Genomic DNA, 23,623 nt, shown 5'->3' on the forward strand with positions numbered 1-23,623 from the left:
GTGCAATTGTGAATAATATTGCAAACTTTCAGTAATTACTGAAAGTTCATTCAATCATTAACTCTGCCAATAACTCATTGCCCAGTTAATCCGTCACATTCAAGGAGCATAAAATGATAGATGAAACCTTTGTGGATCTATCGCGACTACAGTTTGCTGTTACCGCACTCTTTCACTTCATATTTGTACCGTTAACAATAGGTATGACTTGGATCTTAGTTATTATGGAATCAGTTTATGTTATGACTGGTCGCGAAATTTATCGTGATATGACTAAGTTTTGGGGTAAGTTATTTGGTATTAACTTTGCCATTGGTGTTGCCACAGGCCTCACTATGGAGTTTGAATTTGGCACTAACTGGTCTTATTACTCACATTATGTGGGTGATGTATTTGGTGCCCCACTGGCTATTGAAGGGTTAATGGCATTCTTTTTAGAATCAACTTTTGTGGGTATGTTCTTCTTAGGATGGGATAGACTTTCTAAACGTCAACATTTAGGCGCTACCTTTTTAATGGCACTGGGTACAAACTTATCAGCATTATGGATATTAATTGCTAATGGTTGGATGCAAAACCCAGTAGGTGCTGAATTTAACTACCAAACTATGCGAATGGAAATGACCAGCTTTGCAGAGCTGGTATTTAACCCTGTTGCACAGGTTAAGTTTATTCACACGGTATCTGCAGGCTATGTCGCCGCGTCTATGTTTGTTTTAGGTATAAGTAGTTGGTACATACTAAAAGGTCGCGATTTAGCATTTGCTAAACGTTCATTTTCAGTGGCTTCAGGGTTTGGTTTAGCCTCAATTTTATGTGTTATTTTACTTGGTGATGAATCAGGCTATGAAGTAGGCGAAATTCAAAAAGTAAAATTGGCAACTATTGAAGCCGAGTGGCACACAGAAGAAGCGCCCGCTGCGTTTACTGCATTTGGTTTTCCTGACTCTGAAGAGCAAGTAACCCATGCCGCTGTAAAAATACCCTATGCACTGGGTATTATTGCTACACGCTCACTTGACGAAAAAGTTACGGGTATTTCTGATTTAGAGAAAAAACATGAAATACGTATTCGTAACGGCATGATTGCCTATGGCTATCTCACTAAACTAAGAAACGGCGAAGATACGCCTGAAAACATTGCTAAATTTGACGCAGTAAAAGATGACTTAGGCTACGGTTTGTTGCTTAAACGATATACATCTGATGTTGTTGATGCCACAGAAGAGCAAATTCAAAAAGCAGTGAAAGATTCGTTCCCAAAAGTAGGCCCTATGTTTTGGTCGTTTAGGATTATGGTTGCCTGTGGTGTCGCTATGCTTGCTGTGTTTGTATTAGCATTTTACTACAATGCACACCGTATTATTGAGCAAAAACGCTGGTTACTTTGGGCTACAGTATTAAGTATTCCATTGCCATGGATTGCGATTGAATTTGGCTGGATCGTTGCAGAATATGGACGCCAACCTTGGGCTATTTCTGAAATACTACCGACTTTTTTAGCAACATCGTCATTAACGGTCAATGACATTTTAATTAGCTTAACGGGCTTCATCATTTTTTACACTGGCCTTGCTATTGTTGAAGGCTGGTTAATGATTCACTTTATTAAAAAAGGCCCTAGCTCATTACATACTGGTAAATACCATTTTGAGCTGCCAAACAACACACAAGCAAAAGGAGAATAATCATGATTTTTGATTATGAAACATTAAAAATGTTGTGGTGGTTGATCATTGGTATCCTTTTAATCGGCTTTGCAATTACCGATGGTATGGACATGGGGGTTGCTATGCTCCTTCGCCTAGTTGGTAAAACAGATTTAGAACGACGCACTGTAATTAATACAATTGGCGCACACTGGGATGGTAACCAAGTTTGGTTTATCACCGCAGGCGGAGCATTATTTGCGGCTTGGCCAATGGTGTATGCGGCCGCTTTTTCGGGGTTTTACTTTGCCATGATGCTGGTGCTATTTGCACTCTTTTTTAGACCTCTTGGTTTTGATTACCGCTCAAAAATTGATTCTAAGCGCTGGCGTAATAACTGGGATTGGGGATTATTTGCAGGTAGCGCAATTCCGGCTTTAGTATTTGGTGTAGCATTTGGTAACTTGTTTCTAGGTGTACCATTCAATATTGATAATTTATTACGTGTAAGTTACCAAGGTTCGTTTTTTGGCTTGTTAAACCCATTTGCACTCCTCGCTGGTTTAATTAGTATAGCTATGCTTATTGCACATGCAGGTATGTGGTTACAACTTCGCACAGCAGATGCGGTTGCAGAACGATCTGGCCAATACGGACGTTATGCATTGATTGCATTTATTGTTTTATTTGCCGCGGCCGGATTTTGGGTGGCTAATTTAAGCGGCTACCAAATTGTGTCTATGGGCGATACTCAAGGCCATGCTGATCCGCTCGCTAAAGTAGTTACCACAGCAAAAGGCGCTTGGCTAAATAATTACACTGAGCGTGCATGGACAGTAACCTTTCCTGTTCTAGCGTTTGCTATGGCATTGAGTGCATTAGTATTTTCAAAGCTCAATAAACCAGCGTTAGGGCTTATTTCGACTGCACTTATGTTAGTAGGTGTCATTATGACGGCGGGCGTTTCATTATTTCCATTTATTATGCCATCAATTAACAACCCAAATATTAGCTTAACAATTTGGGATGCCGTTTCGAGCCATAAAACGCTTAACATTATGCTTGTAGCCGTGGCCATTTTTGTACCATTAATTTTAGCCTACACCACGTGGTGTTATGTAAAAATGTGGCGCAGAGTAACCGTAGAAGAAATTGAAACTAACACTCACGGCAGCTACTAAGGAGACTGAACTATGTGGTATTTTGCTTGGATTTTAGGTGTACTTTTAGCCTGTACCTTAGGGGTAATAAATGTAATGTGGTACGAATTTCATCAAAATAAAAACAGCATTGCTGATGATGAACAACCGATGCATGATTTATTAAACGAGGCTAACTCGACCAACAATGACGACTAACCCCCGACCAAATCGCGCGCAGCAACAAACACTGCGCGCTTTTTTAAAAACACAAAGTAAACCCGCCTCATTATGGTTAAAGCTCAGTATTGCACTGGGTACTTTTAACGCTATTTTAATGATTGCCGGAGCATATTTACTCGCTCAGGCTATTCATAACGTAATGTTTGAAGGTAGTAGCTTAAGTGAAGTCACTCACTTGCTGTGGCCATTAGCAGGTATTGTTTTGCTTCGCGCTATTTTTTTAGCACTAAGTGAAAGGCTAAGTGCTCTGGCTGCCCTTAAAATAAAATCGGCTATGCGCCAAACACTGTTAACTAAATTAAGCTTGCTGGGCCCTAGTTATATTGAGCAACACGGTCAAGGTGCAACTTTAAATACGTTGCATAATGGTGTAGAAGAACTTCACGACTATTACGCAAAGTACCTGCCTGGTGTTGCTTACAGTGCTCTTATTCCACTAGCAATCTTGGTTGTTATTTTTCCGACCGATTACAAAGCGGGATTAATATTTTTATTAACGGCTCCGCTTATTCCTTTTTTTATGATTTTAGTTGGATCAAAAGCAGAAGCGTTAAATCAAAAGCGTTGGCAACAACTTGCTGTTCTAGGTAATTACTTTTTTGACAGAGTACAGGGGTTAACCCAGTTAAAACTATTTAATGCCACGCAAACCGAATTAAAACAAATAGCTAAAATTTCTGATGACTTTAGGCATACTACACTAGGCGTGTTAAAAATTGCGTTTTTATCGTCTTTTGCCTTAGAGTTTTTAGCCACAATCAGTGTGGCTTTAGTGGCTGTAATTATTGGTTTTAGGCTTTTTTTTGGCACACTTGATTTTTCTACTGGCTTTGTTGTGCTGCTTTTAGCTCCCGAGTTTTATTTACCGCTTCGTCAATTAGGAAGCCATTATCATGCTCGCTTGCAAGGTATTAGCGCCGCTGCTGACATGGTGACTATTTTAAATGCCCCCTTACCCTATCAAGATACTGAACTAGTTAACAATACAACCGAATACACCACGTCTGATACTATTGATTCAATAAACATTAAAAATTTAACCTACATTTACTCTGACAGTAACGAAGGCATACACAATGTCACCTTAAGCCTACCAAAAAAAGGCTTGGTGGCAGTTGTGGGTAACAGTGGCTCAGGGAAAAGTACTTTATTTGATTGCCTGCTGGGTTTTCACCCCCAAGTAATACCTTGTATTTATATTAACGGATTGCCATTAGCAGCAAACGATATTACCCAACTACAGAATCAAGTTGCGTGGATACCACAAAATCCAACACTATTTTTCGATAGCATTGGCGCTAATATAAAATTAGCCAAACCAGACGCATCACAGCAAGAGCTAGAGCAAGCAGCGCAACAAGCAGGCGCCCTTGAGTTTATAAATACCCTACCCTCTGGGTTTGATACGTTAATAGGAGAGCAAGGTGAAGGACTCTCTGGAGGGCAAAAGCAACGTATTGCACTTGCTCGGGCATTTTTAAAAAACGCCCCTATATTAATGCTTGATGAGCCAACAGCGCACCTTGATAGCCAAACAGAGCAACACATTCAACACGCCATTAATATGTACGCTAAAAACAATTTAGTACTGGTAATCGCACACAGATTAAACACTGTAAAACACGCCGACAATATTATTGTAATGGACCAGGGTAAGGTCACTGAGCAAGGTAGCTTTGAAAAAATAAGCACTCAACATGGCGTGTTTTATAATTTGCTAAATGCCGCTAAGCAAGGAGGTTTCGATGAGTAACTTTATTAGATTGATAAAGCTATGCCGCCCTCATTATAAAGCCATGCTACTGGGTACGCTGTTAGCAACAATTACGGTGCTTGCGAACGTTGGCTTACTGGCTATTTCAGGCTGGTTTTTAGCATCTATGGCAGCTGCAGGCATTGCTGGCGTGCAAATGAACTATTTTACACCCGCTGGCACAATACGTTTTTTAGCCATTGTAAGAACGGCTTCTCGTTATGCTGAGCGCTTAGTTACTCATAATGCGACTTTTTTATTGTTGAGTGAAATTCGCGTAAATATGTTTGCAACACTCAGTAAGCTCAACAATGTTGATTTAGCCATGAGCCGCAGCGCTGATTTACTGAATCGACTACAGAACGATGTTGACGCACTCGATAAATTTTACTTGAACGTCTTATTGCCCATGATGGTTGCTTTGTTAAGCGTGCCAATCATTTTGCTTTTCATGTCTGCTTATAATGCAAATGTAGCACTCATTTGCTTTATGGGAATTTTATTAATTGGCGTTGTCATACCTGCGTTTTTAAGTGCTTCACTTACAAAGAATAGTCACAAAGAAACACACCTTAGTGCACAGTTACGGGCCGAATTATCAGATACCTTAACAGGCCTCAGAGAGCTTAGTATTTATCAAGCCGGTACTCAGCAGTTAAATAAATGCGATAGATTAAACGAGCAGTACAACCAACAATTATTTGTTCGTCATAAGGCGTTAGCAAATGCAGATGGGCTGACTCTATTAATAGTACAAATGGCCATGTTAGCTAGCATAGTGACGATAGCCCCATTGGTTTATACTAATTTCATGGTTAACGTAGAACTTGCCATGTTAACCCTTTTTGTATTAGCAAGCTTTGAAAGCGTATTACTTCTGCCCAATGCATTTATAGAGCTGCCTAATGTACTAAAAGCCGCAGAGCGGTTATTTACCCTCCAAGATAAAGCATCTGATCAGAGCAATAATTGTAGCGCTTTAATTGATGCTCAGTTTGATAAAAATAATATTGCGCTAACGCTTAATAACATAAGCTATAAATACGATGAGCATAACGCATTAACTAATGTCAGTTTTATGCTTAAATCGCGGCAAAAAGTAGCCATTGTAGGTCGAAGCGGGAGCGGTAAAACCACCTTAGTTAATTTGCTAACCGGTTTATGGCCACTTCAGCAAGGTAGTATTACATTGGCTGACCATAATAACGCGCAAGACCTTCACTCACTTAGCAGTGACAGCCGAGCAAACGTTATAAATATATTAGCGCAGCAACATCATATTTTTGATGGTACATTAAGTGAAAACTTGCGTTATGCAAAGCCAAGCGCTACAAAAGAAGAAATGCTTGAAGCCATTAACCTTGCACAGCTAGAGCCTTGGTTTAATGAGCTACAAGCGGGTTTAAAAACACGTTTAGGGACAGGCGGCAGAAGCGTATCCCAAGGGCAATCAAGGCGTATAGCGATTGCGCAGGCTTTATTACAAAACCCCGCTATTTTAGTACTTGATGAACCCACTGAAGGGCTAGATAACCAATCTAAGCAAACTGTAATGAACGCCATTATGCACGTAATGAGTGACGCAAGCGTACTTACAATTACCCACGACCCTGCTCTTCTAGCGAAAATGGATAACATTATTTGGCTAGAAAATGGCAAACTTGTAGCGCAAGGTAGCCACAAAGAGCTTAGCGAAAAACATCAGGAGTATGTGTCGCTAACCACCCGTTTTTAATACGCTGATTGAGACATCAATAACGCCGACTTTAGGGTCGGCTATTTTTTTAAACATACCTAACGATAAATCAATAACCCGCCCTCTAACGTACGGGCCCCTATCGTTTATTCTTACGATTACCGATTTATTGTTAGCTAAGTTAGTTACCTTTACCTTAGTACCAAAATCTAACTCTAAATGTGCAGCAGTGGCAGCGTTTTGATTAAAGCTTTCGCCATTTGCCGTTGTGCGGCCATGGTATTTATTAGCGTAATAAGAGGCTTTCCCTAACTGAGTACGCTCTCCATTAGCTGTGGTAACGACAGGTTGGCTACTACACGCAACCAAGATAGACAAAAAACTGAGGGGTAAAATTAACTTCGTAAGAAACATAGCGGTGCTTTAAATATAGTAAATTTTCGCAAAGGTTAACCTTGCCTCGCTGAGTGCATACTGAATTAAAATATTTTAAAAGCAATAAAAAACCACCGTCGATTTCTCTAAGGTGGTTTATTTAAAAACAAAAAGTGCTTATCTTACGATCCCGCGCTCAGAGCTTTTAACAAAATCTATCATAGTTTGTACTGCAGGGTATTTAGCCGCATCTTCACTTAGTGATTCAATTGCTTCATCAACACCTAAACTCTTACGATAAAACGCTTTATACGCTCGGCGAACAGCCATTATTTCATCGCTTTCAAAGCCTCGGCGTTTCATGCCTTCTTTATTGATTGCAGCAGGACCTGCAGGCATACCAATCGTGGTCACAAATGGCGGAACATCTTTGTTAACGCCAGAGTACATGCCAATAAACGCATGTGCCCCTATTTTACAAAACTGATGAACCCCTGAATTACCACCTAAAATAACCCAATCAGCAACATGAACATGGCCTGCAACACTGGCATTATTGGCAAAAATTACGTTATCGCCTATCACTGCGTCATGTGCCACGTGGGTATAAGCCATAAATAAGTTATTGCTACCAATTTTTGTTACGCCTTGGTCTTGAATGGTACCACGGTGAATGGTTGCACACTCACGGATAACATTGTTGTCACCAATGATTAATGTAGTGGGTTCGTTGTTGTATTTTTTGTCTTGGCAAGCCTCACCGACAGACGCAAATTGAAAAATATGATTTCCAGAACCAATGGTAGACGGTCCTTTAACAACAACGTGAGATTCAATAATACAGTTATCACCGATAACAACATCATTGCCTATATAACTATATGGACCAACTGAGACATTGTTGCCTAGTTTAGCGCCAGGTTCGATTATTGCTGTAGAATGGATCACTATTAAAACTCTCTTCTCGCACACATAATTTCGGCACTACATACTACTTTGCCGTCAACTTTAGCTTCAGCAGCAAACTTCCATATATTGCGGCGCTCTTTTAAAAGCTCTACATGCAAATGCAATGTATCACCAGGCACAACCGGTTGCTTAAAACGAGCGTTGTCTACTGCTGCAAATAAGTAAAGCTCGTCTTCGCTGCGATTTTCAACTGTTTTAAAACCAAGAAGACCTGTAGCTTGTGCCATAGCTTCTAATATTAGCACACCAGGGAAAATAGGCTGGTTTGGAAAATGGCCAGTAAAAATAGGCTCGTTTATAGATACATTTTTAATGGCATGCAATGTCTTACCCGGAGTAAAATCAATAACACGATCAATTAAAAGCATCGGGTAACGGTGTGGTAATAAAGCTAAGATTTCTTGAATATCAAGGCTATTTAATTCGTTTGCCAAAATAGCATCCTTTTATGTGTTCAACGTTTATGACTTAGCCAGTGCTTCAAGCGCTTTCAAACGAGACTTCATGTCTGATAGATTACGCAAGTGAGCAATTGATTTACGCCATTCTTTGTTAGTTGTATGGGGCATACCTGATGAATAAATACCGGGCTCGGTGATTGATTTTGTCACCATGCTCATACCCGTAATTATAACACCATCACATACTGACATGTGACCATTAATTGCAGTCATACCACCAATTTGGCAGTTTTTACCTATGGTAACACTACCTGCAAGAACAGAGCAGCCAGCAATTGCTGTGCCCGAGTTAACTTCAACGTTGTGTGCTATTTGACATTGATTATCAATAATCACATTGCTATGAATAATCGTATTATCAAGTGCGCCCCGGTCAATTGTAGTACTGGCGCCTATTTCTACTTTATCGCCTATGATCACAGAGCCTAGCTGAGGAATTTTAAGCCACTGCCCACGCTCATTTGCATAACCGAACCCATCGCTACCAACAACACTATTTGCCTGGAACAAACAATCCGATCCAATTTCAACGTCATGGTAAATAGTCACACTAGGCCAAAGCTTTGTCCCAGCACCTATTTTAACACGTTCTCCGATAAAACTGTTCGGACCAATTTGCGCGTTATCACCAACAACTGCACCAGCCTCTATAACAGCATTAGCGCCTATAGCAGCACTTTTGCTTATATTTGCACTGGGGTGAACTGTTGCACTTGGGTGAATGCCCGAAGAGGCTGAACGCGGTGTTGTATCCATAAATTGCGCAAGCTTTGCGTAACTGACATACGGATTTGAAACAATCACTTTATTGCCATTAAAATGCGCGGCATCTGCTTGGTTAACGATAACAGCACTGGCTTGAGTAGCTTCAAGTTGAACACGATATTTTGAGTTCGCTAAAAATGCAATATGCCCAGTACGGGCATTTGCAAGTGTCGCTATTTTTGTTATTTCTAAAGCGCCATCACCCTGAAGTTCGGCGCCTAGAAGTTCCGCAATTTGCGAAAGCGTATAATTTTGCATAGAGTGATTATTTCTTGCTAACAGCTGTTACTACTTTAGATGAAAGGTCTGTAACTTCTTTAGGGTTAAAGTAAATTGTTGTGTCTTTTACTTTAACTTCATCAAAGTCACCGTCTTTAGCAATCTCTTCAATTGTTTTAATAATTAAGCCCTGAACTTTTGCAAGCTCTTGGTTTTGGCGAGCTTTGATTTCTTGCTCTAAAGGACGACCTACTTCAGCAAGGTTTTTTTGCATACCTTGAATTTTATCACGTAGTGCATCTTTTTGAGCTTGGCTCATCGTTGTGCTCTCACGCTTAAACTTCTCAGCTTCAAAGCGAATATCACCTTGTAACTTTTCAAGTTCTTGGCGACGCTCAGCAAACTCGCTTTGTAGTGACTGCTCAATTTTAGCCATTTGAGGAATTTGCTTGTAGATTTCTTGCATATCTACAACACCTACTTTATGCGCAAGAGCGCTAGCAGAAGTACCCATCATTAACGTTGCTAAAACAGCCACTGCCGTTGATTTAAATAATTTAGTCATAAAAAACTCCTTTAGAAAGTGTTACTAATATTAAAACTGATGGTCTTCGTATCGTCATCTTCTTCTTTTTGCAATGGATACGCAAAACTAATCAGCATTGGACCCATTGGAGAGATCCACTGTAATGATAAACCGGTCGATACTCTAAAACGCATAGGATCTGAATAATCATCCAGCTTATTGCGTTGGTCTACGAGTAAGTTTTGATAACGGTCTACGCTAAACTCGGTGTCCCATACGTTCGCAGCATCAACAAAGAAACTGGTACGCACTGAACTTGTGTTTTCTTCATCCAAAAACGGTGTAGGAACGATTAACTCCATACCTGCCACCGCTTTGGCGTTACCACCAATTCGACCTTGTGGTATTAACTGGTCAAACTCTGACGCACTATTGATAGGACCTGAGGTGGAACCATCTGGGTTTAGTGTCCCAGGAATCGTCGTTGCAATACGTGACACAGCTTGTGGCAATATTGTATTACGGTCAAAGCCACGTAGTTCCATTTCCGTAATACGGAAGAACTCTTGGAATGGAAGCGTTTGATCGTATCCATTTGTTGACCCATAACCATTACCATAACCGAGCGCCGCACGAGCCGAGAATACCCAGCGATGATCGTTAGATATTGGCCAGTAAAAGCGTGAATCGTAATTAAGCTTGAAGTAAGTTAAATCTGAGTTCGGTGTAGTCCCCGTTAAATTTAACGTTTGGCGTGAACCCGCTGTAGGGAATAAACCACGGTTAACCGTTATACGTGACCAACCAACACTTAATTCATATTTGGTAAAGTCAAAGCCTGCATCAGGGTTTTCAGGGTCAAAAAATGTCTCACGTAATACACGCGTTTGCTCGTACTCGGCAATATCTGAAAGCTCTTCTTTTATCCAACGAACACCAAAATTAACCCGGTTGATTGCATCAATCGGAAAACCAATATTTGTACCTAAACCATAACTTTTTGATTTGTAATCTACAAGACTAAACTTACTTGCGTCGTAGTTTCGGTAAAAAATACTGCTGCCTTGTGAAACACCATCTGGTGTAAAATAAGGGTCGGTATACGATAAACTGACACTTTCAGAGCCAGTAGAAGTATTTAAATTTAAACCAATTTGGTTGCCTGTTCCTAAGAAGTTAGATTCAGTCACACCAATATTAAACTGTAGACCTAGGTATGAACCATAAGCAAGGCCCGCATTAAAGCTACCGGCAGATTGTTCTTTTACTGTGAAATCTACGTCAACTTGGTCGTCTACACCTGGCACGGGGACTACGTTAAAATCAACAGTTTCCATATAAGGTAAACGTTGAATTTGTAGCTTTGAACGCTCGAGGTTTTGGTTTGATAACCATGCACCTTCTAGCTGCGTCATTTCGCGGCGCAATACTTCGTCAGCGGTGTTTTGGTTACCACCAACAATTATACGACGAACATAAACACGCTTACCTGGGTTAACGGATAAAGTTAACTGAACTTCTTGCTTTTCGTCATCAATTTCAGGAATTGTGCGCACTTCAGCATTTGCATAACCAAAACGTGCTAAATAACTTTTAATGAACTCTTCTGAAGATGTTACAACAGAACCATTGTAAAGCTCACCAGCTCTGAGTGGGATAACGCTTTTAATTAAATCTTCACGACCGAGTAAGTCACCAATAAAATCAAAGCCTTTAACCTTGTATTTAACGCCTTCGGTAAGGTTGGCCGTAACATATACAGATTCACGCTCTGGGCTTACCGATACCTGCGTCGAATCAATATTAAAACGTAAGTAACCACGGTCTAAATAAAAGCTGCGGATTTTTTCTAAATCACCTTCAATGGTTTGTTTTTGGTAGCGATCGCTACCCATAAATTGCCACCAAGGTAAATCTTGCTGAGACTCAGCAAGTTTTAATAATTCTTCGTTAGAAAAAAGCTCGTTACCCACTAAGTTAATTTGGCGGATAGACGCGGCATCACCTTCATCAAACTCCAGTTTAAGTTTTACGCGGTTACGTGGCAATTTAGTAACGCTGATATCAACCGTTGCATTGTATTTACCAATACTATGGAAAAACTCTACTAAGCCTTTTTCAATATTATCAATTACGGTTTTATCTAATGGTTCGCCTTGGCGAATATCTTGTTGATCAAGCGACTCGTTAAGTTGCTCATCTTTGATATCTTTATTGCCTTCAAACTCAATAAAGCTAATTGTTGGGCGCTCTGTTACTTTAAAAATAACGTTGTTGCCATCACGTAATGCTTTGATGTTGTCGAAGTGACCAGAACGATAAAGTGACTTTATTGTTTTTGAAATTGTGTAGTCATCTACATTATCGCCTACGTTAATAGGAATATGAGTCAATGCAGCACCAAGTGCTACGCGTTGTAAGCCTTCAACTTTCAAGTCTTCAACAATAAAGGAAGTTTGGCCTAGGGCGGCAAAGCTTGCACCCAATAAACTTGAAACTGCCAAATGTTTTTTTATAGCCATTTTATTATCTTTATCCTTTACAACTGTATTACCGCTTAACACCTAAAATACGGGTGCGTTACAATCGTGTTCTAATTAGTAAATGTTGCGCTGCAATTACAAACGCGATACATCATTGAACAAAGCGAAACATGTTAGAAAAATGAGTAGCAACGCTCCCACTTTAAAACCAAATTCTTGTGTCTTTTCAGAGACCGGCTTTTTACGAAAAAGTTCAATTATGTAATACATTAAGTGTCCACCATCAAGCACTGGCAGAGGTAATAAATTAAATACGCCCAAGTTAACGCTTATCAGGGCTAAAAAGCTTAAAAAAGCAACTAAACCATAGCTTACGCTAGTCCCAGCTCCCACTGCAATACCAACAGGACCACTTAAGTTTTTAACCGAAACCTGACCCGTAATTAAATTACCAATCATGTCAAAACTCAGCGTAATCAACCGCCAGGTTTCTTTTGTACCGCGAACAATACTATCAAGTGGTCCAAAACTTCGGGATTGTACATACCCCTCTGGCCATTGCTGAACAACAGGTGCTACACCTAAAAAACCTTGTTCTATACCATTGTTGCCAACACGCCCTTGTGGGGTCACTGTTATGCTTTTTATACTATCTTGTCTTTTTACACTAAATTGTAAAGATTTGTTAGCCGATTGCGTAATTACATTAACTAATTGCGGCCAATTGCTTATAGTTTCACCGTTTACAGCCAAAATAGTATCGTTAACTTGCAAATTTGCTTGTTCCGCTGCTGAATTTTTAGTCACCGCAGCAACCGTTAATGTTGCTTGTGGCCTAAAGGGGACAATACCCAAAGAGGTAAGTGGAGGAACATCTTGTTGGTCGAGCTTCCAACCATCAATATTGAGCGTTTTGACTCGTGTTTGTAAGTTTTCATCGCGAACTGTAATCTCTACACGCTCTTCACCTAATCGCGACATAAAAGCAAACGTCGCGTCTTGCCACGTGGTTATATTATCATCACCAATTTTAATAATGTGTTGGCTTGGCATAAGCCCGGCTTGCTCTGCTCGGCTTCCTTCAGTAATGCTGCCTACGACTGGTTTTACCGATTGCACACCCACCATGTACATCACCGCTAACGCAAAAATAGCAAACAAAAAATTTGCCATAGGCCCAGCTGCTACAATGGCAATACGTGCTTGTACTGACTTTGAGTTAAACGATAAATGTCGCTGATTTGCTGGAACATCGTCCACACGCTCATCAAGCATTTTGACATATCCACCTAGTGGAATAGCTGCTATGACATATTCTGTATTGTATTTATCGTGACATTTAATTAAGGGCTTACCAAAACCAATAGAAAAGCGTAGCACCTTAACACCCGCCTTTCGTGCTACCCAAAAATGGCCATACTCATGCACAGTAACTAAAATGCCTAATGCCAAAATAAATGAGCCAAGATTCCAAATAAAATCAAACATACTAATGAGCCACTTTATTTATAAACTGAGTTGCGTTGACACGTGCAAGCTCATCGCATTGTAATATTTCATCTAAACTCTGTACGTTGGTGTATTGAGCCGACTCTAAGGTTTGTGCATTAATTTTATAAATATCTGTAAAACCAATTTTACCTTTTAAAAATGCAGCAACAGCTATCTCATTTGCAGCATTAACGGTCGTTGTTGCTCCCTGCCCCGCCGAACATGCATCAATAGCAAGTTGCAAATTAGGGTAACGGGTAAAGTCAGGTTTGGTGAACGAAAAATCACAAATATCAGAAAAATTAAGCGATTTAACACCTGCGTCAATTCGTTTTGGGAACGCTAATGCATGGGCAATAGGCGTACGCATATCAGGGTTACCCATTTGCGCTAAAATTGAGCCATCATGATACTGAACCATCGAGTGAATAATGCTTTGAGGGTGAATAACAACGTCAATATCATCGCTATTACAGTTAAATAGCCACTTGGCTTCAATAAACTCAAGGCCTTTGTTCATCATAGTTGCGGAGTCTACTGAGATTTTTTGACCCATAGACCAATTAGGATGAGCTACCGCTTCACTGACGGTCACATCTTTTAAGGTACTTATATCACGCGTTAAAAATGGACCGCCTGAACCGGTAAGTAAGATTTTACTGACACCATTATCTTGCAGGTTTTTATCGCTTTGAGCATTTTGTAGTGAGTGAGGTAGACACTGAAAAATAGCGTTATGTTCGCTGTCGATTGGCAGTAAAGTTGCTTTGTGCTTTTTAACTTTATCAATGAACAATTGGCCCGACATAACCAGCGATTCTTTATTCGCAAGCAACACTTTTTTACCTGCTTCAACCGCACTGAGTGTAGGTAACAAGCCTGCGGCTCCAACAATGGCAGACATAACTATATCTACATCAGGGTGCGCACATAAATCACTCATTGCCTGTTGTGAATGCATAATCAGAGTTTGGCACGCTGCACCCTTTAAATGCAATGACAGTTCTTCTGCTGCACTTTGTGTTGCCATGACAGCATAAAGGGGTGAATGCTTAATGCAAAGCTCAGCCATTTTTTTTGCATTTTGACCCGCTGTTAAAGCAAATACATCAAACAAATCACTGTTTTTTGCTACAACATCAAGTGTACTTAAACCAATTGACCCCGTAGCACCTAAAATAACTAGCTGCTGCTTATGACTCATAAACTTAAAGTCCACGCATAACACATTACAAACATAGGCGCGGCTGCTGTTAAGCTGTCAATGCGATCTAAAATACCGCCATGCCCAGGTAAGCATTTACCACTGTCTTTAAGGCCTGCTTCACGTTTAAACATACTTTCAAGTAAATCGCCAATTGCTGAAAATAGCGCTATAAATGCCGTCATAATGGCGTAAATCGGCCATACGGCTAAATCCACGTCGGTAAAATGACAAAACGCCATAACAAATAATACTGATGCAACAATACCACCGGCAAGGCCTTCAATTGTTTTATTTGGACTTACTTTAGGCATAAGCTTGTGTTTACCAAAACTTTTACCTGTAAAATACGCACCAATATCAGCGCTCCACACAATACCTAACACAACCAAAATCAGCATAGAGCCAAAGTGAGTAGATTCAAGGTATTGCGCACTACGAAGCGTATTGAGCGCAAGCCATAACGGCACTAAAGTCAGAAGCCCTGCAATGCCACGCATTACTAGCCCTTCATTCCACGCTTTTGCCATGGCTGGATAACGCCATACTAAGTAACTAGCAACAATCCACCATGCAAACGCCAAAGTAAATAAATAATTAGCATCGCCCACTAGCTGACCATTTTGCCAAAGCGACTCTATCGGCCAGTGTAAATTGAGCACAGCGAGTAAAGCTGCAACAAGCACAACAAAGGCGCCTCTTTTTATTTTGTCACATAGCCCCATAAAAGCTGACCACTCCCAAGCGCCCATTAAAACGATGGCGGCGGCAAAGTAACTAAATAACGTCAATGGTGTATAAAAAACCAAGGCGAGCGCTGCGGGTGCTAACACTAGCGAGGTTAAAATGCGTTGTTTTAACAAAATTGTGACCCTTAATCTATTTAGGTTTGAGCGAGTAATTGTTTTATTTGTTCGCCCGTACAACCAAATCGTCGCTCTCTGGCAACGTAACATGCAATGGCCTCAGCAAATGCTGCTTCATTAAAATCAGGCCAAAGTGTTTCGGTAAAGTAAAGTTCTGCGTAAGCTGCTTGCCATAGTAAAAAGTTACTAATGCGAACATCGCCCCCCGTTCTAATAAGTAAATCGGGTTCAGGTTGATCGGCCATGCTCATATGCTGCGCAATACGCTCTTCAGTAATATCTTGTGCGTCTATGCCACCGCTTGCAACTTGCATTGCGAGTTGTTTAGCCGCGTTTGCCATATCCCAACGGCCACCATAATTAGCAGCCACGTTTAAACACAACCCTGTGTTATTTTCTGTCAGTTGCTGCGCACTATATACTTTGTTTTGCAACCCTTCAGAAAACCGAGATAGGTCTCCAATGATGGTTAGTTTTACATTGTTTTTGTGAAGCTTTTTAACCTCTTTTGTTAATACAAACAAAAAAAGCTCCATTAACGTATTTACTTCGTCTTCAGGGCGGCGCCAGTTTTCACTGCTAAATGCAAATAAGGTTAACGATTGTACGCCTAATTTAGTACAAAACTGAACAGATTGACGAACAGCGTCCACGCCTTTTTTGTGCCCATACACACGAGGCCTATTTCTAGCTTGCGCCCAACGTCCGTTCCCGTCCATGATGATAGCAACATGCTTAGGTAAACATTGTTGTGAAATTGTATCAGCGTTTAAAGCCATAAATATCGAGTATTCCATAAAAAAACGCCGCCTAGTATAACCCAGACGGCGTTTCAAAACTAATATATTTGTATACACTAGCTCAGCTTATTTAGCTGTTTAGATTTCCATCAATTCAGCTTCTTTCGCTGTTAATTGAGTGTCCATTTCTTTGATAAATTTATCTGTTAACTTTTGGATTGCATCTTCGCCTTGGCGCGCTTCGTCCTCAGAGATATCTTTATCTTTTAATAGTGCTTTAATATCACCATTAGCATCACGGCGAATATTACGAACAGCAACACGGCCGCCTTCAACTTCGCCACGTACAATTTTAATTAAATCTTTACGGCGCTCTTCTGTAAGTGGAGGAAGTGGCACACGAATAACTGTACCTGCCGACATAGGGTTTAAACCTAAGTCAGACGCCATAATCGCTTTTTCAACTGCTTGTGCTAATGACTTGTCAAAAACACCAATGGCAAGCGTACGTGAATCTTCAATTGTTACATTTGCAACTTGATTTAACGGTGTAGGAGCACCGTAGTAAGACACCATAATGCCATCTAAAATTGCAGGGTGAGCACGGCCAGTACGAATTTTAGAAAGTTGGCTACCTAGTGCTGTTACACTCTTTTGCATGCGCGCTTGCGCATCTTTTTGAATATCGTTAATCACGGTTTAATCCTAATTATTTGATTACTTCATCTGAGGCTTGTGAAGAGATAAGTGTTCCTTCTTCTTCACCCATAATTACGCGTTTTAACGCGCCTGATTTATTCATGTTAAATACGCTTAATGGCATATTGTGATCGCGGGCTAAAGTAAATGCCGCTAAATCCATAACTTTTAATTCTTTATCAATAATTTCATTGTAGCTTAAGTGACGGTAAAGTGTCGCTTCTGGGTTTTTCACAGGATCGTCACTGAATACGCCATCAACCTTTGTTGCTTTAATGACTGTATCAGCTTCAATCTCAATACCACGTAGACACGCAGCAGAATCTGTAGTGAAAAACGGGTTACCCGTACCCGCTGCAAAAATAACAACGCGGCCAGTTTTTAATAAGCTTATTGCTTCAGCCCAGTTGTATGCATCACATACACCATTAAGTGGAATAGCAGACATTAATCGACAGTTTACAAAAGCACGATGCAGCGCATCACGCATTGCAAGGCCATTCATTACCGTTGCAAGCATACCCATGTGATCGCCTACTACACGGTTCATACCCGCTTCAGCTAATGACCCACCGCGTAAAAAATTACCGCCGCCAATAACTAAACCCACTTCTACGTCGAGCTCTACTAACTCTTTAATTTCTTGTGCCATACGGTCTAAAACTTTAGGGTCGATGCCGAAGCCTTCGTCTCCCATTAAAGCTTCACCACTTAATTTGAGAAGAACACGTCTAAAAATAGGTTTGCGATTGATAGTCATAGTTTTGGGGCCAACTTTTATTGAATTATGGATAAAAAATAACCGCGCTTATGTTAAACATAAAAGCGCGGTTATTTTAAAGAATTTCTAAGCGTGAAGCAAAAGCAAATAGTACTTTAATTGCATCTAATTTCCTTGTCCTTCACAGTTAGTCAATCTTACTCACCTTTAGCAGCAGCAATTTGAGCAGCAACTTCAGCAGCAAAATCTTCTTCTTTTTTCTCGATACCTTCACCAACTTCAACACGTACGAAGCCAGTCACTGTTGCGTTTTTCTCTTTAAGAACATCGCCAACAGATTTTTTAGGTTCCATGATGAATGCTTGACCAGTAAGAGAAACCTCACCAGTAAACTTCTTCATGCGACCAACAACCATTTTTTCAGCGATTTCAGCAGGCTTGCCTTCGTTCATCGCGATATCGATTTGAACTTGCTTCTCTTTTTCTACAACATCTGCAGGAACATCAGCAGGTGTTAAGTACTCAGGGCTTGAAGCAGCAACGTGCATTGCAACGTGCTTAAGTGTTTCTTCATCAGCAACACCAGCAACAACAACACCAATACGCTCACCGTGACGGTACTCAACTAGGTTTTCACCAGCGATGTACTGTAGACGACGTACGTTGATGTTTTCACCAATTTTAGTTACTAGCTCAACACGGTCTTCTTCAAACTTAGCTTGTAAGTCTTCGATAGAAATTGTTTCAGCGATTGCAGCGTCAGCAACTTTGTTAGCAAATGCTAAGAAGCTTACATCTTTTGCAACGAAGTCTGTTTGACAGTTAACTTCAACAAGTACCGCAACACCCGCATTTTGCTTGATGATGATAGTACCTTCAGCAGCAATGTTACCTGCTTTTTTAGCAGCCTTTGCAGCACCGCTCTTACGCATGTTTTCAATCGCTAACTCGATGTCACCATCAGTCTCAGTTAACGCTTTTTTACAATCCATCATGCCAGCGCCTGTACGCTCGCGTAATTCTTTAACTAGGGCAGTAGTTACAGCCATTAGTAAATCCTCAAATCTGAAATCTGGTTTAGATAAGCGGGTTACCCGCTCTACAAGAATAGCAAGTCTTCATCCTATTAAGATGAAGACTTGATGACAGCTAATTACTCAGCTTCAACGAAATCGTCATTCTCAGCTTGAGCAACGATGTTATTCTCGCGACCTTCAGTGATAGCAGCTGCAACAGCGCTAGTGTAAAGGGTTACAGCACGGATAGCATCATCGTTACCAGGAACGATGAAATCAACGCCGTCTGGATTAGAGTTAGTATCTACGATTGCAACAACTGGAATACCTAGGTTGTTAGCTTCACGGATAGCAATGTGCTCGTGGTCAGCATCGATAACAAAGATCGCGTCTGGAAGACCGCCCATGTTTTTGATACCACCAAGGCTCTTTTCAAGCTTTTCCATTTCGCGGTTAAGCATTAACGTTTCTTTCTTAGTTAATTTCTCGAAAGTACCGTCTTGGCTTTGGATTTCAAGGTCTTTAAGACGCTTGATTGATTGACGTACTGTTTTCCAGTTAGTCAACATGCCACCTAACCAGCGGTGGTTAACGTAAAACTGATCGCTTGCGATAGCAGCTTCTTTAACTGCGTCGCTTGCTGCGCGCTTAGTACCAACGAAAAGAACTTTACCTTTGTTTGCAGCAGCGCCACTTAAAAACTTAAGTGCGTTGTTGAACATTGGTACAGTTTGCTCAAGGTTGATGATATGTACACGGTTACGAGTGCCGAAGATGAAAGGCTTCATCTTAGGGTTCCAGTAACGTGCTTGGTGACCAAAGTGAACACCAGCTTGAAGCATGTCGCGCATTGAAACGTTTGCCATTTTATAGATCCTCTATAGTTGTTTAGGGTTAGGCCTCCACATATCCCATAGCACCAACACCGAAGTATTTAAACTTCTAATGCACCCAAGTGTATGTGACGATACGTGTGTGTGTTAAAATCAAATTGTGTTTGCCTTAAATACAAAAAATCATTTAAGAATTTATTTGTAAAAAGACGGCGCGCTTTATACCATATTAAAATTAAATACTCAACATCGCGTGCAAAAATTATGCAGCGATAAAATGTTAGAAACGCAACTTTGGAGCCTCAATGAGCGCTATTATCAAGACCCCTGAAGAAATAGAGAAAATGCGTGTAGCTGGGCGTTTAGCAGCAGACGTACTTGAAATGATCGGCCCACATGTCGTGCCGGGGATCACCACTGATGAGCTAAATACTATTTGTCATGATTATATTGTTAACGAGCAAAAAGCAGTCCCTGCTCCTTTAAACTATCATGGTTTTCCAAAATCAATTTGCACCTCTGTTAACCATGTAATTTGTCATGGTATTCCTAACGACAAACCGTTAAAAGAAGGTGACAGCGTAAATATCGACATCACTGTTATCAAAGATGGCTACCACGGCGATACATCTAAAATGTTTCACGTAGGTAAACCAAACATTCAAGGTAAGCGTTTGGCTGAAGTAACACAAGAAAGCTTATATCTTGCCATTAAAATGGTAAAGCCGGGTGTACGTTTAGGTGATATTGGCGAAGCAATTCAAAAATACGCCGAGAGCTTCAACTACTCAATAGTACGTGAATATTGCGGCCATGGTATTGGTAGCGAATTTCACGAAGAACCACAGGTTATGCATTACGGTAAAGCCGGTACCGGTGAAACATTAAAAGCGGGTATGTGTTTAACTATTGAGCCAATGGTTAATGCGGGCAAGCGCCAATGTAAACTGCTTAAAGATGAGTGGACGGTTGTAACACGCGACCGCAGTTTGTCTGCACAGTGGGAACACACGTTATTAGTGACTGAAAATGGTGTTGAAATTTTAACGCTACGATCAGATGATACTATCGACAGGATTATCGAACACTAATAAACCTACGCAGTTGATAGTACGTTTATCAATGTGGAAGGTTCAATGAGGAGCCAGCCCACGTGGCATTACCCAACAAAGTAAAAAAGTTGCTTAGCGATGCTGAGCAACTAAGTGACTATCGCGATTGTTCCAGCTATTTTTACAAATGGTTGCATAACGAATTTTCAAAACAACCAGTTGGTAATTTAATTAATGCCCGGGCTGAGTTTATCGACCGCCTGTTGATCAAATTATTTCATGTTTATGATCTATCTCATGAGCCTGATTTAGCGCTGATTGCCGTAGGCGGTTACGGACGTGGTGAGCTTCACCCTTATTCAGATATCGACTTCTTACTGCTTGTAACAGAGCAACCAAGTGAAGCGGTATGTGAAAAAATAGGTCAATTTGTCACTATGCTGTGGGATCTTAACTTAGAGATTGGCCACAGCGTTCGTACAATTGATCAAGCAATAGAGCAAAAACGCGAAGACGTCACCTTTGCCACCAGCTTGCTCGAAAGCCGACTAATTTTTGGTAACCATATTGAGTTTGAAAAGCTTAAAAACTTTATACTCGAAACGCCAGTATGGGGCTCTAACGACTTTTTTGAAGCCAAAGTACAAGAGCAAAATCTGCGTCACCGTAAATGTCACGGAACAGCGTACAACTTAGAGCCAAACATAAAAGAAAACCCAGGTGGTCTTCGCGATTTACAAACTATTATTTGGGTAGCCAAAAAGCATTTTAGAGCCGAAACCCTCCAAGAGCTCATAAACCATGGCTACTTAACCCATGAAGAGTTTCAAGAGCTTTCAGAGTGTTTAGAAAACCTATGGAACATTCGCTTTGCCCTGCACTTAGCCGCTGGACGATCAGAAAACCGTTTACTATTTGATCACCAACCCCTTGCTGCAGAAATACTTGGCTTTGGTAGCGATGGTAAAGCGTCGGTTGAACGTATGATGAAGCGCTTATTTCGTATAATGAGCCGTGTACGCGAACTCAATCAGATGCTGCTTTCGTATTTTGAGCAAAGCATTTCGCCACTAAGCAGCGAAGCCGTTGTTGAGGTACTCGACAGAAATTTTGAGCGTGTTGGCCATCAAATTCGTGTTAAAGACCCATCTGTATTTTTTAGGCGCGATCAACTTTTTGTTCTGTTTGAGCACATTGCTGAAAATCCAGAAATTACCCATATTTACCCAAGCACTATACGCACTATTCGCCAAGTACGCCGTCGTTTGTTGGGTGACCTGCAAGATTACGCGGCCTGCCGTGAAGCTTTCTTACGCTTGGTAAAACACCCTAACGGTATGGGCCGCGCATTCACATTAATGCATAAGCACGGCATGCTGGCAGCATATTTACCGCAATGGCGTAATATTTTTGGGCAAATGCAGTTTGATTTATTTCATGCCTACACGGTAGACGAGCACACCCACAAATTAATCAATAATATTTACCAATACTTTGATAAAACGGGCGTGAGTGAGTTTCCAATTTGTAGTGAAATAGTCACTCGAATGGATAAACCCGAGCTTTTATATTTAGCCGGTATTTTTCATGATATTGCGAAAGGCCGCGGTGGCGATCACTCAGAGCTAGGGTCGGTCGATGCTATTGCATTTGCTAAGTTACATGGGTTCTCATCATCCGATGGCAAGCTTATCGCATGGCTTGTTGGTAATCACTTACTTATGTCGGTAACTGCACAAAGAAAAGACATAAACGACCCTACAGTAATCAAAGACTTTGCAACACGTGTAAAAACAGAGCGCCAACTCGATTACCTTTATTGTTTAACTGTGGCAGATATTCGTGCCACTAACGACAACCTATGGAACGATTGGAAAAACACTTTATTGCGCGAACTTTATTTGCACACACAACGTGCATTGCGTTTGGGCCTTGAAAACCCAATGGACCAACGCGACCAAATTCGTGATAAAAAGCACCAAGCAAAACAACGCTTGCTTAATTTAGGGTACCTTGAAGAAAAAATTGACTTAATTTGGAGCCGCTTTAAAGCAAACTACTTTACTGCATTTAGCGAGCAGCAAATATCGTGGCAAACCGAGCATTTAGTAAATAGCACCGATTTAAGTCAACCGAGTGTAATAGTGTCGAATGCGCCTATGCACGGCGGCACGCAAGTGTTTGTTTACAGTCCTTACTCGGGTGCCCTATTCGCCCGTTTAGTAAACATAATTGGTACTAAAAAGGCACAGATCCAACACGCACAAGTACTGACCACCAAAGACGGTTATGTACTGTTTAGCTTTGTTATTCTTGAAGTCAGCGGCGACCCTATCGCAAGTAGCCGCGCGCAATCGATTAAACGCGGCCTTGAGCAAGCACTTAATGACCCGCGTAAAAAAATTCGCTTTAAAAAGAGTCGCTCACAACGTTTTAAAGACTTTAATATCAAACCCAAAATTGTGCTGCGCCCACATGCTAGAAAAGATCGCAGCTTAATTGAAATACAAGCGGTTGATATACCCGGTCTACTAACCAAAATAGCCGAAGTTTTCCAAGCACATTTACTCCATATTCATGCAGCCCGCATAACAACGGTAGGTGAACGTGCAGAGGATTTCTTTGTCGTATCAAATAACGAATACCAAGCCCTGACTGATGAAGAACAAGCAAAAATTCATCAGGCATTACGTAAAAAATTCAACGCCGAAACAGAATAAGAG

General features: G+C 40.8%; 21 protein-coding genes. 7 read left to right on the forward strand and 14 right to left on the reverse strand.

The window, feature by feature from the left end; translation table 11 throughout:
- Positions 1 to 113 precede the first annotated feature (113 nt).
- From MTP24_RS10815 to cydC, 5 genes are read left to right on the forward strand one after another with little or no spacing between them, the layout of a single operon-like run.
- A complete protein-coding gene (locus MTP24_RS10815) occupies positions 114 to 1,688 on the forward strand; it encodes a cytochrome ubiquinol oxidase subunit I (RefSeq protein ID WP_006793618.1) in 1,575 nt (524 codons plus the stop codon).
- Between the two features lie 2 nt (positions 1,689 to 1,690).
- The gene (gene cydB / locus MTP24_RS10820) at positions 1,691 to 2,830 is read left to right on the forward strand and encodes a cytochrome d ubiquinol oxidase subunit II (RefSeq protein WP_286888691.1); all 1,140 of its coding nucleotides are present in this window, start codon (positions 1,691 to 1,693) and stop codon (positions 2,828 to 2,830) included.
- A gap of 12 nt (positions 2,831 to 2,842) precedes the next feature.
- Positions 2,843 to 3,007, forward strand: a complete 165-nt coding sequence (cydX, locus tag MTP24_RS10825; protein WP_006793620.1) for a cytochrome bd-I oxidase subunit CydX — start codon at positions 2,843 to 2,845, stop codon at positions 3,005 to 3,007.
- Positions 2,997 to 4,784, forward strand: a complete 1,788-nt coding sequence (cydD, locus tag MTP24_RS10830; RefSeq protein WP_243531172.1) for a thiol reductant ABC exporter subunit CydD — start codon at positions 2,997 to 2,999, stop codon at positions 4,782 to 4,784. Before cydX ends, cydD begins: the two co-directional genes overlap by 11 nt.
- On the forward strand, positions 4,777 to 6,519 hold the full coding sequence (cydC, locus tag MTP24_RS10835; protein ID WP_243531174.1) for a thiol reductant ABC exporter subunit CydC: 1,743 nt from the start codon (positions 4,777 to 4,779) through the stop codon (positions 6,517 to 6,519). Before cydD ends, cydC begins: the two co-directional genes overlap by 8 nt.
- Here the strand turns inward: cydC and MTP24_RS10840 are convergent.
- The 14 genes from MTP24_RS10840 to rpsB form a co-directional block, all read right to left on the reverse strand.
- Complete coding sequence (locus MTP24_RS10840; protein ID WP_243531176.1) at positions 6,502 to 6,894, reverse strand: septal ring lytic transglycosylase RlpA family protein; 393 nt, start codon at positions 6,892 to 6,894, stop codon at positions 6,502 to 6,504. The two genes, cydC and MTP24_RS10840, sit on opposite strands and share 18 nt — an antisense overlap.
- A 138-nt stretch (positions 6,895 to 7,032) precedes the next feature.
- A complete protein-coding gene (lpxA, locus tag MTP24_RS10845; RefSeq protein WP_008126674.1) occupies positions 7,033 to 7,803 on the reverse strand; it encodes an acyl-ACP--UDP-N-acetylglucosamine O-acyltransferase in 771 nt (256 codons plus the stop codon).
- A 2-nt stretch (positions 7,804 to 7,805) separates the two neighbouring features.
- Positions 7,806 to 8,258: a 3-hydroxyacyl-ACP dehydratase FabZ gene (fabZ, locus tag MTP24_RS10850; protein WP_243531178.1), complete on the reverse strand. Its 453-nt coding sequence runs from the start codon at positions 8,256 to 8,258 to the stop codon at positions 7,806 to 7,808.
- Positions 8,259 to 8,285: 27 nt separating this feature from the next.
- On the reverse strand, positions 8,286 to 9,308 hold the full coding sequence (gene lpxD / locus MTP24_RS10855) for a UDP-3-O-(3-hydroxymyristoyl)glucosamine N-acyltransferase (RefSeq protein WP_243531180.1): 1,023 nt from the start codon (positions 9,306 to 9,308) through the stop codon (positions 8,286 to 8,288).
- Positions 9,309 to 9,315: 7 nt separating this feature from the next.
- Positions 9,316 to 9,834, reverse strand: coding sequence for an OmpH family outer membrane protein (locus tag MTP24_RS10860; RefSeq protein WP_006793627.1), 519 nt, complete (start codon positions 9,832 to 9,834; stop codon positions 9,316 to 9,318).
- Positions 9,835 to 9,845: 11 nt separating this feature from the next.
- Positions 9,846 to 12,317 (reverse strand): outer membrane protein assembly factor BamA, encoded by a 2,472-nt coding sequence (gene bamA / locus MTP24_RS10865; protein WP_010557176.1) that lies wholly within the window; start codon positions 12,315 to 12,317, stop codon positions 9,846 to 9,848.
- A 96-nt stretch (positions 12,318 to 12,413) separates the two neighbouring features.
- Positions 12,414 to 13,766: a sigma E protease regulator RseP gene (gene rseP / locus MTP24_RS10870; RefSeq protein WP_243531182.1), complete on the reverse strand. Its 1,353-nt coding sequence runs from the start codon at positions 13,764 to 13,766 to the stop codon at positions 12,414 to 12,416.
- A 1-nt stretch (position 13,767) separates the two neighbouring features.
- Complete coding sequence (gene ispC / locus MTP24_RS10875) at positions 13,768 to 14,973, reverse strand: 1-deoxy-D-xylulose-5-phosphate reductoisomerase (RefSeq protein ID WP_243531184.1); 1,206 nt, start codon at positions 14,971 to 14,973, stop codon at positions 13,768 to 13,770.
- A complete protein-coding gene (locus MTP24_RS10880) occupies positions 14,970 to 15,836 on the reverse strand; it encodes a phosphatidate cytidylyltransferase (protein WP_006793631.1) in 867 nt (288 codons plus the stop codon). Before MTP24_RS10880 ends, ispC begins: the two co-directional genes overlap by 4 nt.
- A gap of 20 nt (positions 15,837 to 15,856) precedes the next feature.
- A complete protein-coding gene (locus tag MTP24_RS10885) occupies positions 15,857 to 16,636 on the reverse strand; it encodes an isoprenyl transferase (protein WP_243531186.1) in 780 nt (259 codons plus the stop codon).
- Between the two features lie 81 nt (positions 16,637 to 16,717).
- The gene (gene frr, locus MTP24_RS10890; RefSeq protein WP_008126662.1) at positions 16,718 to 17,275 is read right to left on the reverse strand and encodes a ribosome recycling factor; all 558 of its coding nucleotides are present in this window, start codon (positions 17,273 to 17,275) and stop codon (positions 16,718 to 16,720) included.
- A gap of 13 nt (positions 17,276 to 17,288) precedes the next feature.
- Positions 17,289 to 18,038, reverse strand: a complete 750-nt coding sequence (pyrH, locus tag MTP24_RS10895; protein ID WP_006793634.1) for a UMP kinase — start codon at positions 18,036 to 18,038, stop codon at positions 17,289 to 17,291.
- A 158-nt stretch (positions 18,039 to 18,196) separates the two neighbouring features.
- The gene (tsf, locus tag MTP24_RS10900) at positions 18,197 to 19,048 is read right to left on the reverse strand and encodes a translation elongation factor Ts (RefSeq protein ID WP_006793635.1); all 852 of its coding nucleotides are present in this window, start codon (positions 19,046 to 19,048) and stop codon (positions 18,197 to 18,199) included.
- A 104-nt stretch (positions 19,049 to 19,152) separates the two neighbouring features.
- The gene (rpsB, locus tag MTP24_RS10905) at positions 19,153 to 19,881 is read right to left on the reverse strand and encodes a 30S ribosomal protein S2 (RefSeq protein ID WP_006793636.1); all 729 of its coding nucleotides are present in this window, start codon (positions 19,879 to 19,881) and stop codon (positions 19,153 to 19,155) included.
- A gap of 272 nt (positions 19,882 to 20,153) precedes the next feature.
- Here rpsB and map point away from each other — a divergent pair, with 272 nt between their 5' ends.
- Together map and glnD are read left to right on the forward strand one after the other, a co-directional pair.
- On the forward strand, positions 20,154 to 20,939 hold the full coding sequence (gene map / locus MTP24_RS10910; RefSeq protein WP_006793637.1) for a type I methionyl aminopeptidase: 786 nt from the start codon (positions 20,154 to 20,156) through the stop codon (positions 20,937 to 20,939).
- 62 nt (positions 20,940 to 21,001) lie between these two features.
- The gene (gene glnD / locus MTP24_RS10915; protein WP_010557179.1) at positions 21,002 to 23,620 is read left to right on the forward strand and encodes a [protein-PII] uridylyltransferase; all 2,619 of its coding nucleotides are present in this window, start codon (positions 21,002 to 21,004) and stop codon (positions 23,618 to 23,620) included.
- The last annotated feature ends 3 nt before the right edge of the window (positions 23,621 to 23,623 follow it).

Origin of the sequence: Pseudoalteromonas sp. APM04, from assembly GCF_022809815.1 — a bacterium.
In the GTDB taxonomy this organism is placed as follows: domain Bacteria; phylum Pseudomonadota; class Gammaproteobacteria; order Enterobacterales; family Alteromonadaceae; genus Pseudoalteromonas; species Pseudoalteromonas marina.